We start from the raw sequence: 15,618 nt of genomic DNA, 5'->3' as shown, positions 1-15,618 counted from the left end.
TTTCCCTGACATGACATTGAAGCACCGCCACCGAGCGCGGCCATGAGCGTCGCCTTCACCCGCGAGGAGGATCTGGAGGCCACGGCCGCCGATCTTCCCGACCGCCCCGTTTCTCCCCACGCCAATCTGGTCACGGCTGACGGCCTGGCCATGATCGACGCCGAACTGGCCGCCGCCCGCGCCGCCTACGCCGCCGCCCAGGCCAAGGGCGACATCGAGGCGGACCGCACCGCCATGGCGCGGGCCACCCGCGACCTGCGCTACTGGTCCGCCCGGCGCGGCAATGCGCAGCTGGTGGAGACGATCCCGGAGGGCGCCGTGCGCTTCGGCGGCTCGGTGGCCATCGCGCGCGAGGACGGCCGGGTGCAGACCTGGCGCATCGTCGGAGAGGACGAGGCCGATCCGGCGAAGGGGTCGGTGTCCCACGTCTCGCCGCTGGCCCGGGCCCTGATGGGCAAGCGGGTCGGCGACATCGCGGTTGTGGCCGGCCAGGACGTTGAAATCACAGCGGTGGACTAGCGCGCTGACCCTGGTCGGATTTCGGACTCCAGCGCGAAAAAACAGGGTCTGAATTGTCTGAATAGTCTGAAATCGTCCTCCCTCCGGCCCGATGGTCACCCATTGTAGGCGGTCTGAAGGGGAGGGGGCGAAAACAGGCGATGGTCCGACCGTGTAAAGCTCACATCTTCTCGCCGGGGAGGCGGGCGGCCTGCGCCACCCAGTCGGCGAACTGCTCTTCATCAAGAGTCCCGTCCTCGGGGACATGCAGGTAGCGAATGTGCACCTGCTTCGACGCCACGGGGGGCAGAGGCTTGAGGTCGGCCCCCCTATGAAAGGCGATCTTTATGTAGCGGTCGAAGCAATGAAAGCTGAGGAACCAGGTCTCGCCGTCCATGCCGTAGAGGGGCGAATTCCACTTCACGGCCTTGCGAACATCGGGGACCGCCCCGGTGATGATCGCGTCGAGGCGGCGGCCCACATCGCTTTTCCAGCCCGGCATGGCGGCGATGTAGGCCTGGACCGGGGCGTCCCCATAGCCCTTGGGAATCTGCGGATTGCCGCCGGAGAGCAGGCGCGGTGACGGATCCGGCATGGTTCATCCTCCCGGCGTGATGACAGCCTAGCCCTTGTCGCTCCACACGGTCTTGTAGAGGTCGAAGCGGCGGTCGCGCAGATTGCGCACCGTGCCCTGGGCCTTGGCCCAAGCGAGGTCGGACAGGTCCAGATCGGCCACGGTCACCGTCTCCACATTCTCGGTCGCCTCGGCGGCGATGCCGTCGCGGGCGAAGGGGAAGTCGCACGGGGTCAGGATGCAGGACTGGGCGTACTGGATGTCCATGTTCTCGACGTTGGGCAGATTGCCCACATTGCCCGACAGGGTGACGTAGCACTGGTTCTCGATGGCCCGGGCCTGGCTGCAGTAGCGGACCCGCAGATAGCCCTGACGGTTGTCGGTGCAGAAGGGCACGAACAGCAGGCGCGCGCCCTCGTCCACCAGCCGTCGCGCCAGTTCGGGGAACTCGGAATCATAGCAGATCAGCACCCCGATCGGGCCGCAGTCGGTGGGGATGGCGTGGACCATGTCGCCGCCCTTGATGTTCCACCAGTGCCGCTCGTTGGGGGTGGGGTGAATCTTCTCCTGGGCGTGGACCGAGCCGTCGCGCAGGAAGACGTAGGCGACATTCTGGATCTCGCCGTCGTCGGTGCGGGTGGGATGCGAGCCGCCGATGATGTTGATGTTGTAGCTGATGGCCAGCTTGGACATCTCCTCCACGAACCGCGGCGTGTAGCGGGTCAGGGCCTCGATGGACTCCGCCGGGTTCAGCTTCTTCTCCTCCAGCGCCAGCAGCTGGAGGGTGAACAGCTCCGGGAACACCACGAAGTCCGATCGGTAGTCCGCCGTCACGTCGACGAAATATTCGACGTTGTGCATGAAGTCCTCGAACGAGGTCACCCGCCGCGCCTGGAACTGCACCGTGGCCACGCGCACGTTTTCCTTGGAGGCGAACACCGCGCCCTTGGCGCCGCGCTCTTCGGGGTAATAGGGATTGCGCCAGATCATGTGGGTGGCGTGGCCCATGGATTGGCGGTCGGCGGGCAGATAGTCCTTCAGCACCCCGATGGGCTCGAAGCCGGCCCGCAGGTGGAAGGCGACCACCGGGTCCTTGGCCTTTCGCGCCGTGACCGCATCCAGATAGTCCTCGGGCGAGGGGAAGGTCTTCTTCCTGCGGTCCAGCCCCGGCATGCGTCCGCCGAAGACGATGCCCTTCAGCTCCAGATGCTCGCACAGCTCCCGCCGGGCGTCGTACAGGCGCTGGCCGATGCGCAGGCGCCGCGCGTCCGGATCGACGCACACCTCCATGCCGTAAAGCCACTCGCCGTTGGGGTCATGGCGCGAGGCGTAGCCGCCGCCGGTGATCTCGTCCCAGGTGTGGGGCCCCATGGCGGTCTTCTCGTCGATCTGGAAGCCGGCGGCGTAGCCCACCAGGTCGCCCTCGTATTCGACGATGAACTGACCCTGGGGGAATGCGGCCACCTGGCCCTGCAGCATGCCGCGGGTGTAGCCGCTGTTGCCGTAGACGCGCTGGACCAGGTCGTAGATGCGCGGCACGTCCTTCAGGGTCGGATTGCGAATTTCGATGAGGGCGGTGCGAGCGGTTTTGGTCATGGGACTCCAGATGGGCGGCGTTCATTATCAGCCAGCTTAACCGTTCAGCGGCGGGTTGGATGCATCACCCCTCCCGTTGCGCTTCCACAGCGCCTATGTGAAGGCCATGACCGACCTTTCCCCCCGCGAAATCGTTTCCGAACTCGATCGTTTCATCGTGGGCCAGCACGACGCCAAGCGCGCCGTGGCCGTGGCCCTGCGCAACCGCTGGCGCCGCAAGCGCGCGCCCGAGGACATCCGCGACGAGATCACCCCCAAGAACATCCTGATGATCGGCCCCACGGGCGTGGGCAAGACCGAGATCGCCCGGCGTCTGGCCCGGCTGGCCGGCTCGCCCTTCCTGAAGGTGGAAGCCACCAAATTCACCGAGGTGGGCTATGTGGGCCGCGATGTGGACCAGATCATGCGCGATCTGGTGGAGGCCGCCCTGGTTATGGTGCGCGACGACCGCCGCGCGGGGGTGAAGGCCAAGGCCGAAGCCGCCGCCGAGGACCGCATCCTCGACGCCCTGGTGGGGCCGGGCTCGCAGCCGGCCACCCGCGACGCCTTCAAGAAGAAGCTGCGCGCGGGCGAGATGGACGACAAGGAGATCGAGCTGGCGCTGGCGGACACCACCTCGCCGTTCCAGAACATCGATCTGCCCGGCGGGGCGGGCATGGGGGTGCTGAACCTGTCCGAAATGCTGGGCAAGATGGGCGGCGGCAAGACCAAGCCCGTCAAGCTGAAGGTCCGCGACGCCTGGGCGCCCCTGATCACCGAGGAAAGCGACAAGCTGCTGGATCAGGACAGCCTGACCCGCGAGGCGGTGATGCTGGCCGAGAACGAGGGCATCGTCTTCCTGGACGAGATCGACAAGGTGGCGGCGAAGTCCGACCGCTCGGGCGCCGACGTCAGCCGCGAAGGAGTCCAGCGCGACCTGCTGCCCCTGATCGAGGGGACCACCGTTTCAACCAAATACGGGCCGGTGAAGTCCGACCACGTGCTGTTCATCGCCTCGGGCGCGTTCCATGTGGCCAAGCCCTCGGACCTGCTGCCCGAGCTGCAGGGGCGCCTGCCCATCCGGGTCGAGCTGAAGGCCCTGACCCGCGACGACTTCAAGCGCATCCTGACCGAGCCCGAGGCCAATCTGATCCGTCAGAACCAGGCCCTGCTGGCGGCCGAGGACGTGACCCTGGTGTTCACCGAGGACGCCGTCGAGGCCATGGCCGACGCGGCGGTGGCCGCCAACGGCGCGGTGGAGAACATCGGCGCGCGGCGTCTGGTCACCGTGATCGAACGGGTGCTGGAGGAGACCAGCTTCAAGGCGTCCGACCTGTCGGGCCAGACCCTGACCTTCGACGGCGAGATGGTGCGCGACAAGGTCGGCGATCTTGCGAAGAACGCCGACCTCAGTCGCTTCATTCTCTGATCGTCAGACGCTCTCGGGTTCGATCTCGTAGGTGGTCGAGCAATATTCGCAGGTGACGCGGATCTTGCCGTCCTCCTCGACCATTTCGGCGCGCTGGTCCTCGGGGAAGGACCGCAGCATGCCGGTGACGCGCTCGGGGGTGCATCGACAGACGGCGGCCAGCGGCAGGGGATCTTCCAGCCGCACGCCGTCCTCGTGGAACAGGCGGAACAGCAGGGTCTCGGCGCTGATGGTCGGATCGACCAGTTCGTCGTCGCCCAGGGTGGCGAACAGGGCGCGGGTGCGGTCCCACACCTCTTCGGTGGAGCCGCGGGCGTCGTCGCCGGCGATCAGCTGGATCATGGCCCCGCCCGCGCGCCAGCTTTCGCCGGCCGCGGTGATGACGCGGCCGACGCCGAGGTTGACGCGGGTCGGCACCTGTTCGGACTGGGCGAAATAGGTCTCGGCGCACAGGGCCAGGGTCTCGCCCTCGATGGGGGTGACGCCCTGGTGACGCGCCATGTGCTCACCCTGGTCCAGGGTCATGATGAAGACGCCGTCGCCCAGCAGGGACTTGGCGCCGGGCCGGGCGAAGCCCTTCGACGCCTCTGCCACCTCGTCGGGGTCGAAGCGGCAGTAGCCGCGCAGGGTCCCGGCGGTGTCGTAGTCGGCGACCACGTAGCGGACGGGGCCGTTTCCCTGGGCCTGGACGATCAGGCGACCCTGGAATTTCAGGCTGGAGCCCACCAGGGCGGCCAGGGCGCAGGCTTCGCCCAGCAGGGCGGCCACCGGCTCGGGATAGTCATGGGCCGACAGGATGGCGTCCACGGCCGGGCCCATTCGGACCAGACGGCCGCGCACGGGCCAGCCCTCGATCTGGAAGGCGGCGGCCAGGTCGTCTGGATGGGCGGAAAGGGGCGCGGCGGCGCTCACGGCGTCAAATCCTCTGGTTGTCGACGGACGGCGTCAGATAGTGTGTTCATGTCCTCATGATAAGAGGGCGGAACCCGCCGGTTGGGCGGGCCGTTCCGATTTCGACCCGTGCATCAAGGCCATCCATGTCCCGCAGACCCAAGCTGAAGCCCCTTTCGAAGCAGGCCATCGTCATCACCGGCGCCACCTCCGGCATCGGCCTGGCCACGGCCCGTAGGGCGGCGAAGGCGGGGGCCTGCGTGTTTCTGATCGCGCGAAGCGAGACCGATCTGAAGGCCCTGTGCGAGGAGATTCAGGCCGAGGGCGGGCGCTGCGCCTATGCGGTGGCGGACGTGGCGGACCATGACGCCCTGGCCGAGGCGGCCGAGAATTGCACCCGGCTGTTCGGCGGGTTCGACACCTGGGTGAACAATGCGGGGGTCTCCATCTACGGCCCCATCCGCGAGACGACGCTTGAGGACCACAAGCGGCTGTTCGACACCAACTACTGGGGCGTGGTGAACGGCTCGATCATAGCGGTGGAGCATCTGCGGGCCCGGCCCGGCGGCGGCGCGATCATCAATGTGGGCTCGACCCTGTCCGACGCGCCGTTCCCGGTGCAGGGGCTGTATGCGGCGTCCAAGCACGCGGTGAAGGGCTTCACCAACGCCCTGCGCATCGAGATGCTGCGCGAGGGGGCGCCGGTGAAGGTGTCGCTGGTCAAGCCCGCGGCGGTGGATACGCCCTATCCCCGACACGCCCGCAACCTGACCGGCGAGGCGGTGCGTAATCCCCAGCCGGTCTATGCCGGCCATGTGGTGGCCGAGGCCATCCTGCACTGCGCGACCCATTCGACGCGGGAAATCACGGTGGGCGGGAGCGCATCGGTCCTGGCTGCGTTCTATGCGATGTTCCCCGGTGTGGCGGAACCGCTGCTGGCGCGCTTCGGACCCTCGATGATGCGTGATCGGCGCGCCGATTATCAGACCTATGACGACGGGCTCTATGACCCGACGGAGGACGGTCTCTATGAAGAGGTTCATTATCCCATGGTTCGACAGTCCAGCCTTCTGGCCCAGGCCCGCATGCACCCCGGCATCACCGGAGGCGGGCTGGCCCTGATCGCCCTGGCCGGCGTCGCGGCCGTGCTTCTGACCCAGCGCAGCGGCCCGACCCGCTATGAGCGCCTGCGCGCGCGGGTCGATCCGCGCAACTGGCGCCGCCAGCCCAGCATGGGCGATCGCCTGGGCCGCTGGACCGACCGGGTGCGCGACGACGCCGAGGACTGGAGCGGACGCGCCGCCAAGGACGCCCGACGCTGGTTCGATCGCGCCGCCGACGCCTTCCCCGCCGAAGAGATCGAGGCCGGGGCCCGCAAGACCGGGCGCATGGCCCGGGACGGCGCGGTGCGCACCGGCCGCTTCGCCAAGGACCACGCCCGCGAGGGCGGGGCGCTTCTGGCGCTGGCCACCATCGCGGCCGCCGTGGGCGCCGCGGCGCTGGAGCACCACCGCGCGCAGGACCGCTGAGCGCTCGCTAGAGAAAAAATGCCCCGGACTCGCCTGAAATAGGGGCGTCCGTGCATTGCTGCACCCGCGAAGGGGCGGCTAAAGAAACGGAATGAACGCTTCGCCGTCTTCCGCTTCCGCAGCCGCCCCTTTCGTCGTGCTGGATTTCGACTCCACCCTGGTCAAGGTGGAGACGCTGGATGCGCTGGCCGACATGGTGCTGAGCGAATCCGTGGAGGCCGACGCCATCCGCACCCGGGTGGCGCGGCTGACCGACCAGGCCATGGCCGGGGACATCGACTTCGGCGAGGCGCTGAAGCGGCGGCTGGAGCTGCTGCAGCTGACGCGAACCCATGTGGAGGCGCTGGCCGACCGCATCCTGGGCGAACTGACGCCATCGGTGCGCCGCAACGGGCGCTTCTTCGCCGAGAACGCGGATCGCATCATCATCGTCTCGGGCGGGTTCCGCGAGGTCATCGCCCCGGTGGCCGCCGAGCTGGGCGTAGCGCCCGAGCGGGTGCTGGCCAACGACCTGATCTATGACGACGAGGGCCGGGTCACCGGCGTGGACGAGGCCAACCCGCTGTCGCGCGAGGGGGGCAAGGCAGAGGCGCTGAAGGCGCTGAACCTGCCGGGGCCGGTGATCCTGATCGGCGACGGCTGGAACGACGCGGTGATGAAGCAGGCCGGGGTCGTGGACCGGTTCTACGCCTTCACGGAAGTCGTGCGGCGCGAGCCGGTGGTGGCGGCGGCGGACGCCGAGGCGCGCTCGCTGGACGAGGTGCTGCACGCCGAGGGCCTGAGCGGGCGCTGGTCGTTTCCGCGCAGCCGCATGAAGATCCTGCTGCTGGAGAACATCCACCCCCTGGCCGTGCAGCGGCTGCGTGAGGAGGGATACTCGGTCGAGACCCTCAAGGGGGCGCTGGACGAGGACGCCCTGATCGAGCGGATCAGGGGCGTGCATGTGCTGGGCGTGCGCTCCAAGACCAATGTGTCGGCGCGGGTGCTGGAGGCGGCGGACAAGCTGATGGCCGTGGCGGCCTTCTGCATCGGCACCAACCAGATCGATCTGGAGGCGGCGGCCGACCGGGGCGTGGCGGCGTTCAACGCGCCCTATTCAAACACCCGCTCGGTGGTGGAGCTGGCCATCGGGCTTACGGTCACCCTTATGCGCGACGTGGTCGACAAGTCCGCCGCCATGCACCGGGGCGCGTGGAACAAGTCGGCGACGGGCTCTCGCGAGCTGCGCGGCAAGACTCTGGGCATCGTGGGCTACGGCGCCATCGGCTCGCAGCTGTCGGTGCTGGCCGAGGCCCTGGGCATGAGGGTGGTGTTCTACGACGTGGTCGAGCGGCTGGCGCTGGGCAATGCGCGGCGGCTGCGGTCGCTGGACGCCCTGCTGGCCGAGGCGGACGTGGTCAGCCTGCATGTGGACGGGCGCCAGTCGAACACCAATCTGATGGGGCCGCAGCAGTTCGCGCGCATGAAGCCGGGCGCCCTGCTGCTGAACCTGTCGCGGGGGCACGTGGTGGATATCGGGGCGCTGGCCCAGGCGCTGGGCTCGGGCCGGGTGGCCGGGGCGGCGGTGGACGTGTTCCCCGAGGAGCCGCGCACCAATGACGACCCGTTCGATAGTCCGCTGATGGGGCTGAAGAACGTCATTCTGACGCCGCACATCGGCGGCTCGACCGAGGAGGCCCAGGAAGCCATCGCCGACTTCGCCGCCGAGCGGGTGCTGGGCTATCTGAACCGGGGCGACACCACATTCAGCGTCAACCTGCCCAACGTCCAGCTGGCCGACGTCACGGGCGGGCACCGGCTGCTGCACATCCACCGCAATCAGGCAGGCGTGCTGGCGGCCATCAACCGGGTGCTGGCGGACGCGGGGCTGAACATCCTGGCCCAGCACCTGAAGACTGACGAGCACACCGGCTATGTGATCGCCGACGTGGACCGGGATTACGACCGCGCTCTGCTGGCCGACCTGAAGGCCATTCCCGGCACCCTGCGGTTCCGGATTCTGCACTGAAGCTTCCCTAGCGGCATCTTGCGTCCTCCGCTGAGCGGCGCACACTGCCGTTAACGACCGCACACTGACGGTCGAGGGAGGAAGATCATGTCTCGTCAAACCGTTTCGGCGGCCGCGCTCGCCGCTGTTCTGGGCGCCGTGATGCTGGCGCCGTCGCAGGCGCAAGCCCAGTCCTATGACCGTCTGGTCGTGTTCGGCGACAGCCTGAGCGACAACGGCAACCTGTTCGGCTTCACCGGCGGGACGCAGCCCCCGGCGGCGTTCTACTGGCAGGGGCGGTTCTCGAACGGACGCGTTTTCACCGAGCTGCTGGGCTTTGACGCCACGGGCTTCGGCACGACCGCGGGCAGCGTCAACTACGCCTTTGGCGGCGCGCGCACCGACGCGGCCATGAGCCCGCCGGGCATGCAGGTCCAGCTTCAGGCCTATCTGGCCAACGGCGGGACGTTCGGCTCGGGCGACCTGGTCAGCGTGCTGGGCGGCGCCAACAACATCTTCCAGGCTCTGGGAATGATCAGCACGGTGCCGATGGCCGATCCGCTCGGCTATCTGACGCTGGAATCCATCGACGCGGCAAACGAGATCACCGGGCTGGTGAACGCCATCGCCGGCGCGGGCGCGGGGACGGTGCTGGTCTCGAACCTGCCCAGCCTGGCCGCCACGCCCCAGTTCCGGGGCGGCCCGGCCCAGAATCTGTCGGGGGGCGCGACATCGACCTTCAACGCGGCCCTGAGGCAGGGGCTGTTCACCGCCGCCGCCGCCAACGCGAACAGCAACATCATCCTGATGGATCTGGAGACGGCCTCGGCCTTCTTCGCGGCCAATCCGGGCCTGTTCGGCGTGACCAACGCCACCGACGCCTGCTTCAACCAGACCACCTTCACGGTCTGCGCCAATCCGGACAGCTACTTCTATTTTGACGGGGTCCACCCGACGGCGACGGGGCACCGCGCCCTGGCCAATCTGGCGCTGGACTACATGTACTACGGCGACGCGGGGGCCCAGACCACGGTGCTGGGCGAGACCGCCTTCCGTCACCGCGAGCGGGCGATGGAGGACGGCTCGGCCCGCCTGTCCGGCCGCGAGGGCTGGGTCGAGGGCTCCGGCGGGGTCACCGCCGGGGTCGTCTATGACCAGACCGAATTCGACGCCCGGGGCGCCGTCGCCTCGGCGGAGACCGAGACCTGGGGCGCGCGCTTCCAGCTGGAGGCCGCGCCGTCGTCCAGCTGGCGCTTCGGTCTGGGCGTGGGCTTCGACCAGGGCGACCTGACCGCCGGCCGCCTGGCGGCGGACATCGAAACCGTCAGCGGCGACCTGTGGGCGGGCTGGCGCTCGGGCAATGTGTTCGTCAACGGCGTGGTCGGCGTCTCCAGCGACCGGTTCGACGACATCACCCGCCTGACCGCCCTGACCCCTGTGGTCCACACGGGCAAGACCCGGGCCGTGACCACCGGCGCCCGCCTGCAGGCGGGGACCTGGATGGAGATGGGCGGCCTCGCCCTGTCGCCGCGCGCGGCCCTGGCCTGGGTCAGCGCGGATCTGGACGGCTATGTGGAGCAGGGCCCCGCCGCCCGCCACGACATCGCCGACCGCACGGTGGAGGGCGTCACGGCCGAGGTGGCCCTGCGGCTGGAAGGGGGCGGCCCGGCCTTCGGATTCTACGCCGAGGGCGGCTATCGCGATCTGATCAACGACGACGCCGATCCGGTGACGGTCGGCCTGGCCGCCAATCCGGCCCAGGCCCTGTCCACGGCCTTCGACAATCCGCTGTCCCAGCAGGCCATGGTCAATCTGGGAATCACCGCGCGCCTGGGCGAGCGGATGAACCTGGACATCGGCTATCGCGGCCGGTTCGCGGAGGCGGCCGACAGCCACGTGGGGGCGATTACTCTCAGCCTGCCGTTCTGATCGCGCAGGATTGAAGGACAGACGGCGGAGGGCTTCGCGCTCTCCGCCGTTTTTCTGTGAGGGCGCCAAAAGGTTGCGCCAGTGCGGCGGTCTGTCGCACCCGGCGCCCATAAATGGCCCCATCGGCCCCGCACAACGCCCCCTCGATCAGGTCGCCGGCCTCCTGATCGGAGGTTTCGGGTCTCTCGGAGACCCGCGCGGCGATCTTTCCATCGAGCTTTCACGAGCTTGTCACGCCGCCGACGGAGCCGCCGCTTGCGACGACTATTGCCGACTGCGAGGTCTTTCCTCACCCATTCCGGCCAGACCCTGGGTCTGGCGGCCGTCGCCGTGATGGCCATGGCCGCCGCGCCCCAGGCCATGTACGTGGCCGTGGAGGTTGAGAAGCCCGTGGCCGAGCGCCCGATGGCGCCGCCCGTCATCGCCGAGGTGAAGGACATGGGCCCGCCCGTGCGGATCATCGCCTTCGACCTGCCGATAAAGAGCCATCCCATTAATTCGCGCTTCGGAACCCGCCGTCTGGCGGGCGAGCCCGGCGCGCGTCATCACGCCGGAGTCGACATCGCCGCGCCCACGGGCACGCCGGTGCTGGCCACGTCCGAGGGCGTGGTCACGGCCGTGGGCTATGACCGGGCGGGCTACGGCCGCTATGTGGAGGTGCGTCACCCCAACGGCCTGCGCAGCTTTTACGCCCACATGAGCGCCGTGGACGTGCAGACCGGCGCCGAGGTGGCGGCGGGCCAGGTCGTCGGCAAGGTGGGCTCCACCGGCTACTCCACCGGACCTCACCTGCATTTCGAGATCCGCCGGGGCGGCGCGCGCCTGAACCCCGCCAACTATCTGGGCCGCGAGTTCGCGGTGCGCATCCCGGGCGACCACGCGCGGGGCTAGGCCGCCGCAGCACCTCCGCGAGCGCCCATCCCCAGGCTCAGGTGGCGCGCTGCGAAGGTCGCGACCGCCATCACCGCCAGCGACAGGGCCGTGAACCAGATCGGGTGGGGCATCAGGACCACCAGGGCGATCACGGACGCCATCATCAGCCCGCCCACGATCAGCGCCGCCCAGTCGACCCGCGCCAGACGCGCGGCCGTCAGGGCGCCCAGAAAGGTGGCGACGCCATAGCCGACGATGACCGCAGCCAGGGTCGGCGCGCCGGGCGCCACGTCCAGCCGCGTGGGCGGCGGCGGCATCAGATAGTGGGCGGTCATCTCCCACAGGCTGGTGATGACGACGGCCAGCACGACCCCCGCCAGCGTCCCCAGAATTCGTCGCAGCACATCCGTCTCCCTGAAAGCCCCGTTCGACAATCCGCCGCCGCGCAAGTCCCGTCAACGGCCACGGTTGGCGGGCGACGGGGAAGCGGGTTAGTCATGGTGTTCGCGAACAGGGGAGGCGGCATGGGTCCGGCGCTCGCACTTACGGATGTCAGCAAGCGGTACGGCGCCTTTCAGGCCGTGCGCGATCTGAGCTTTCAGGTTCCCAAGGGGTCCATCTGCGGTTTTCTGGGGCCGAACGGGGCGGGCAAGACCTCGACCATCCGCATGATCCTGGGCCTGACCCCGGCCACCTCGGGGCGCGTGGAAATCCTGGGAGCGAACGACGGCCGCAAGGTGCGCGACCGCATCGGCTTCCTGCCCGAGGAGCGCGGCCTGTACCGCAAGATGACGCCGGTGGACGCCATCGCCTTCTTCGCCGGGCTGAAGGGCGTGCCGCTGGGCGAGGGGCGCCGCCGGGCCCGGGTCATGCTGGAGGCCCAGGGGCTGGGCGAGGCGTCGAACAAGAAGATGAAGGACCTGTCCAAGGGCATGGCCCAGAAGGTCCAGTTGATCGCCGCCCTGGCCCACGAGCCGGAGTTCGTGATTCTGGACGAGCCGTTCTCGGGGCTGGACCCCATGAACCAGCAGGGGCTTGAGGTCATGATCCGGGACATCGCGTCGAAGGGCGCCACGGTGCTGTTCTCGACCCATGTGATGCAGCACGCCGAGCGGCTGTGCGACAAGGTGGTCCTGATCGCGGGCGGGCAGAAGGCGTTCGAGGGCACGGTGGATGAGGCGCGGGCCACGGCGCCGCGCTTCCTCGAGCTGGAAGGCGCCATCGCGCCGGAGGCCGTGGCGGCCCTGCCGGGGGTGGTCTCGGTGGAGAGCGAGGATCTGGGCGAAACGCGCCGCATCCGGGCGACGATGGCGGCCGGCGGCGCGGGCCAGGAGGCGCTGAAGGCGGCCTTCGTCCAGGGCCTGGATGTGCGCACCTTCCAGATGCGCGAGCCCAGCCTGCACGACGCCTTCATCGGCCTGACCGGGGCGGACCCGGATCAGGATCAGGGTCACCGGACCGAGGAGGCCGCCCGATGAAACGCGCCCTGTTGATCGCCCGCCGCGAATATCTGGCCTACGCCCGCACGGTCGGGTTCTGGCTATCGCTGCTGGCCCTGCCGTTCTTCGCCGTTCTGGGCGGCTCCGTGCCCTTTCTGATGGAGCGGTCCGAACCGATCAGCCAGGTGGTGCTGGTGGAGGCCCCCGGCGAGGGGCCGTCCCTGACCGCCGCCGTGCGCGCCGCCATGGACCGTGCGGTCCTGGGCCGGCAGGCGCAGGCCCTGCGCGCAGCAGCCCGGATCGAGGCCGGGCCCGAAGCGGCCGACGGCGTGCGGGATGTGGCGGAGCGTGAGGGCTATGAGGCCGGACTGGCGGAGCTCAGGCGCGTCGCGCCGCAGGCGGCCGCAGGCTTCAGCACGCCGCGCGAACGCATCCGCATCATCGACCCGACGCCCGCAGACCTGACCGAGCTGGCGTCTGCGCCGGATCCCGCGGCCGTGCTGGCCCCGTGGTTCGAGGGGGAGCGCCTGCCGGGCGAGGTGCAGCTGGATTCGGCGGTGATTCTGAACCGGGCCGACGGCGCGCCTTCGGCGGTGGTGTGGTCGCGCCGGGCCACCGACGACACGGTGGAGGACGCGGTGCGGGCCGCCCTGGTCGAGGTCAACCGGCGCGAGGCTCTGACCGGCGCGGGCCTGGCCGACACGGTGGTGGACGATGTGCAGCGGTTCCGGCCGCAGGTGCAGATGTTCTCGCCCGCCAGCGTCAGCGGCGGGGAGGTGTCCCTGCGCGACCGCCTGCCGGGCATCATCGGCCTCGCCCTGGGCTTCCTGTTGTGGTCGCTGGTGGTGACCGGCGCCTCCATGCTGATGAACAGCGTCATGGAGGAGAAGGCCAACAAGGTGATGGAGGTGCTGATGTCGTCGGCCTCCTCCGCCGAGATCCTGGCGGGCAAGGTGCTGGGGGTGGCCGCCCTGACCGGGACGGTGCTGCTGGCCTGGGGCGCCATGGGCGCGGCCGGGTTCGCGGCCCTGATTCCCGAGATCGGCGCGGACGTGGCCGCAGTGCTGATGAAGGACGGTCTGCTGCTGTATCTGTTCGCCTATCTGGCGGGCGGCTATCTGATGTACGCGGTGATGTTCGCGGCCATCGGCGCCTTCTGCGAGACGCCGCGCGAGGCCCAGACCCTGATCGGGCCGATCATGATGATCCTGATCGTGCCGCTGCTGGTCATGCAGATGGCCATGCGCAACCCGGACGCCATGCTGGTCAAGGTGCTGTCGTGGGTGCCCCTGTTCACCCCGTTCCTGATGAGCGCGCGGGCGCCGTCCGGTCCGCCCCTGGTCGAGATCATCGGCACCATGGCCGGCATGCTGGTGACCGTGGTGGTGATCACCTGGCTGGCGGGCCGCGCCTTCCGCGCAGGGGCCCTGTCGGGGGTCAAGCTGGAGTGGAAGAGCCTGGGCCGGGTTCTGAAGCGGGAGGGGTGATCCCCGTTCCCCGACGTGAAAAAGCCGCCCCGGCGAACCGGGGCGGCCTGATCGTTTCGGTCGTCGTTCGGCCTTAGCGGCGCGGCGGCGGCGCGGGCAGCAGACCCTCGCGCTGGGCGCGCTTGCGGGCCAGCTTGCGGGCGCGGCGAACAGCCTCGGCCTTTTGACGGGCGCGCTTTTCCGACGGCTTTTCGTAATGCACGTGGCGCTTCATCTCACGGAAGCTGCCTTCGCGCTGCATCTTCTTCTTCAGCGCCTTGAGCGCCTGATCGACATTGTTGTCGCGAACGAAAATCTGAACCAGGGGTATCTCTCCTTTGGCCGCCCGCCGCGTCCTTATCCAAGGGAGACGGGCGAACAAAAAACAATTTCTCGCGGAAGGCGGGCTCCCGCAAGGAAGGCGTGCGGATACACGAACGGTTTGAGCCTGTCTAGGTTTCCGGTCCAAAGGACGCAGATTGTGATGCAGGCTCGCCACGCGCGCGGCCCGGGCGTAATCTACTGGCATGAACACGAGCACGGAACCCGACTGGGCTGACCGCATGGAGCAGGCGGTGCTGGACGCCGCCGTGGAGCGCGCGGAGGCGCTGGGCTGGAACCGCCGCCTGGTGCGGGCGGCCTGCGAGGCCAATAGCCTGTCGCGGGGGGACGAGGAGCTGTTGCTGCCCAACGGACCGCGCGATCTGGCGGCCCTGCTGTCGCGCCGCCATGACGCTCGCGCGCTGGACGGCCTGTCGTCCGAAGGCCTGAAGATCCGCGAGCGCATCTTCGCCGGAATCTCGGCCCGCATGGAGGCCGGGGCGGCGGATCTGGAGGCCACGAAACGGTGCGCCGGCTTCCTGGCCCTGCCCACCAACGCCGATCTGGGGCTGGAGCTGGCGTGGGAGAGCGCGGACCGAATCTGGCGCTGGGCCGGCGACACGGCCACGGACGAGAATCACTACTCCAAGCGCATGATCCTGTCGGGCATCCTGATCCCGGCCCTGACGATGCGATGGTTCGACGGCCGCGAGGCCGCCGAAGCCTTCGTCCAGCGCCGCATCGACAATGTGATGACCTTCGAAAAGTGGAAAGCCGGCAAGGACTTCGACGCTCCGCTGCGCAAGGCCACCGAATGGCTGGGGCGGATGCGGTATCGGGGGTAGCGGCGGGGTAGTCGGGGCGCTTCACTGGTCACCGTAGCTCACCGGTTGAGACCACCACCCGTTCAGTCGTCGTGAGACTCAATGGTCCAATTGCCATCAACCCGTTCGGAGAGATGTCCCCGTGGCGTCTTCAACATCACGTTGGCGATTTCGGGGGAGCGGTCGATGATGTGGTGCAGGTGAACCGGCCGAACAGACGAGCCGTCCGTAGAATGGTCAGGTTGTCCGCATGTTAGTTGCCACATCCCATCGGCATGATGAA

At 68.8% G+C, this 15,618-nt stretch carries 14 protein-coding genes and 1 pseudogene; 10 read left to right on the top strand and 5 right to left on the bottom strand.

The window, feature by feature from the left end; translation table 11 throughout:
• Positions 1-42: 42 nt before the first annotated feature.
• A complete protein-coding gene (gene greA, locus IWC96_RS08175; RefSeq protein ID WP_021697544.1) occupies positions 43-519 on the top strand; it encodes a transcription elongation factor GreA in 477 nt (158 codons plus the stop codon).
• A 160-nt stretch (positions 520-679) separates the two neighbouring features.
• On the opposite strand, the gene IWC96_RS08170 is transcribed toward greA, so the two are convergent.
• A complete protein-coding gene (locus tag IWC96_RS08170; protein ID WP_021697545.1) occupies positions 680-1,093 on the bottom strand; it encodes a DUF1801 domain-containing protein in 414 nt (137 codons plus the stop codon).
• Positions 1,094-1,120: 27 nt separating this feature from the next.
• The gene (locus IWC96_RS08165) at positions 1,121-2,668 is read right to left on the bottom strand and encodes a bifunctional GNAT family N-acetyltransferase/carbon-nitrogen hydrolase family protein (RefSeq protein WP_021697546.1); all 1,548 of its coding nucleotides are present in this window, start codon (positions 2,666-2,668) and stop codon (positions 1,121-1,123) included.
• A gap of 106 nt (positions 2,669-2,774) precedes the next feature.
• On the opposite strand from IWC96_RS08165, the gene hslU reads away from it, so the two are divergent.
• On the top strand, positions 2,775-4,076 hold the full coding sequence (hslU, locus tag IWC96_RS08160; RefSeq protein ID WP_196838709.1) for an ATP-dependent protease ATPase subunit HslU: 1,302 nt from the start codon (positions 2,775-2,777) through the stop codon (positions 4,074-4,076).
• Between the two features lie 3 nt (positions 4,077-4,079).
• Here the strand turns inward: hslU and IWC96_RS08155 are convergent, their stop codons facing one another.
• Complete coding sequence (locus IWC96_RS08155) at positions 4,080-4,988, bottom strand: Hsp33 family molecular chaperone (protein WP_021697548.1); 909 nt, start codon at positions 4,986-4,988, stop codon at positions 4,080-4,082.
• 125 nt (positions 4,989-5,113) lie between these two features.
• Between IWC96_RS08155 and IWC96_RS08150 the strand changes: the two genes are divergently transcribed.
• The 5 genes and pseudogenes from IWC96_RS08150 (at position 5,114) to IWC96_RS08135 (ending at position 11,303) form a co-directional block, all read left to right on the top strand.
• Entirely contained in the window at positions 5,114-6,496 is a 1,383-nt protein-coding gene (locus tag IWC96_RS08150; RefSeq protein ID WP_021697549.1) for an SDR family oxidoreductase, read from the top strand.
• A gap of 91 nt (positions 6,497-6,587) precedes the next feature.
• Positions 6,588-7,142 (top strand): annotated as a pseudogene (locus IWC96_RS16225) (HAD-IB family phosphatase); the annotation flags it as partial.
• A gap of 132 nt (positions 7,143-7,274) precedes the next feature.
• Positions 7,275-8,504 carry a phosphoglycerate dehydrogenase gene (gene serA, locus IWC96_RS16220; protein ID WP_370541122.1) on the top strand — a complete coding sequence of 410 codons (1,230 nt, stop codon included), beginning with the start codon at positions 7,275-7,277 and terminating at the stop codon, positions 8,502-8,504.
• A gap of 87 nt (positions 8,505-8,591) precedes the next feature.
• On the top strand, positions 8,592-10,412 hold the full coding sequence (locus tag IWC96_RS08140; protein WP_196838708.1) for an autotransporter domain-containing protein: 1,821 nt from the start codon (positions 8,592-8,594) through the stop codon (positions 10,410-10,412).
• Between the two features lie 255 nt (positions 10,413-10,667).
• Positions 10,668-11,303 carry a M23 family metallopeptidase gene (locus IWC96_RS08135; protein ID WP_196838707.1) on the top strand — a complete coding sequence of 212 codons (636 nt, stop codon included), beginning with the start codon at positions 10,668-10,670 and terminating at the stop codon, positions 11,301-11,303.
• Here the strand turns inward: IWC96_RS08135 and IWC96_RS08130 are convergent.
• Positions 11,300-11,689 (bottom strand): hypothetical protein, encoded by a 390-nt coding sequence (locus tag IWC96_RS08130; RefSeq protein ID WP_021697553.1) that lies wholly within the window; start codon positions 11,687-11,689, stop codon positions 11,300-11,302. The two genes, IWC96_RS08135 and IWC96_RS08130, sit on opposite strands and share 4 nt — an antisense overlap.
• A gap of 120 nt (positions 11,690-11,809) precedes the next feature.
• Between IWC96_RS08130 and IWC96_RS08125 the strand changes: the two genes are divergently transcribed.
• Together IWC96_RS08125 and IWC96_RS08120 are read left to right on the top strand one after the other, a co-directional pair.
• A complete protein-coding gene (locus tag IWC96_RS08125) occupies positions 11,810-12,763 on the top strand; it encodes an ABC transporter ATP-binding protein (RefSeq protein ID WP_196838706.1) in 954 nt (317 codons plus the stop codon).
• Complete coding sequence (locus tag IWC96_RS08120) at positions 12,760-14,211, top strand: ABC transporter permease (protein ID WP_196838705.1); 1,452 nt, start codon at positions 12,760-12,762, stop codon at positions 14,209-14,211. Before IWC96_RS08125 ends, IWC96_RS08120 begins: the two co-directional genes overlap by 4 nt.
• Positions 14,212-14,284: 73 nt before the next feature.
• On the opposite strand, the gene rpsU is transcribed toward IWC96_RS08120, so the two are convergent.
• Positions 14,285-14,515, bottom strand: coding sequence for a 30S ribosomal protein S21 (rpsU, locus tag IWC96_RS08115; protein WP_148291571.1), 231 nt, complete (start codon positions 14,513-14,515; stop codon positions 14,285-14,287).
• 202 nt (positions 14,516-14,717) lie between these two features.
• On the opposite strand from rpsU, the gene IWC96_RS08110 reads away from it, so the two are divergent.
• Complete coding sequence (locus IWC96_RS08110; protein WP_021698634.1) at positions 14,718-15,356, top strand: COQ9 family protein; 639 nt, start codon at positions 14,718-14,720, stop codon at positions 15,354-15,356.
• Positions 15,357-15,618 lie beyond the last annotated feature (262 nt).

Origin of the sequence: Brevundimonas sp. BAL450 (assembly GCF_015767455.1) — a bacterium.
GTDB classification, from domain to species: Bacteria; Pseudomonadota; Alphaproteobacteria; order Caulobacterales; family Caulobacteraceae; genus Brevundimonas; species Brevundimonas abyssalis.
Note: the sequence above shows the minus strand (reverse complement) of the source record. Positions and strands in the feature narration are given on the sequence as shown.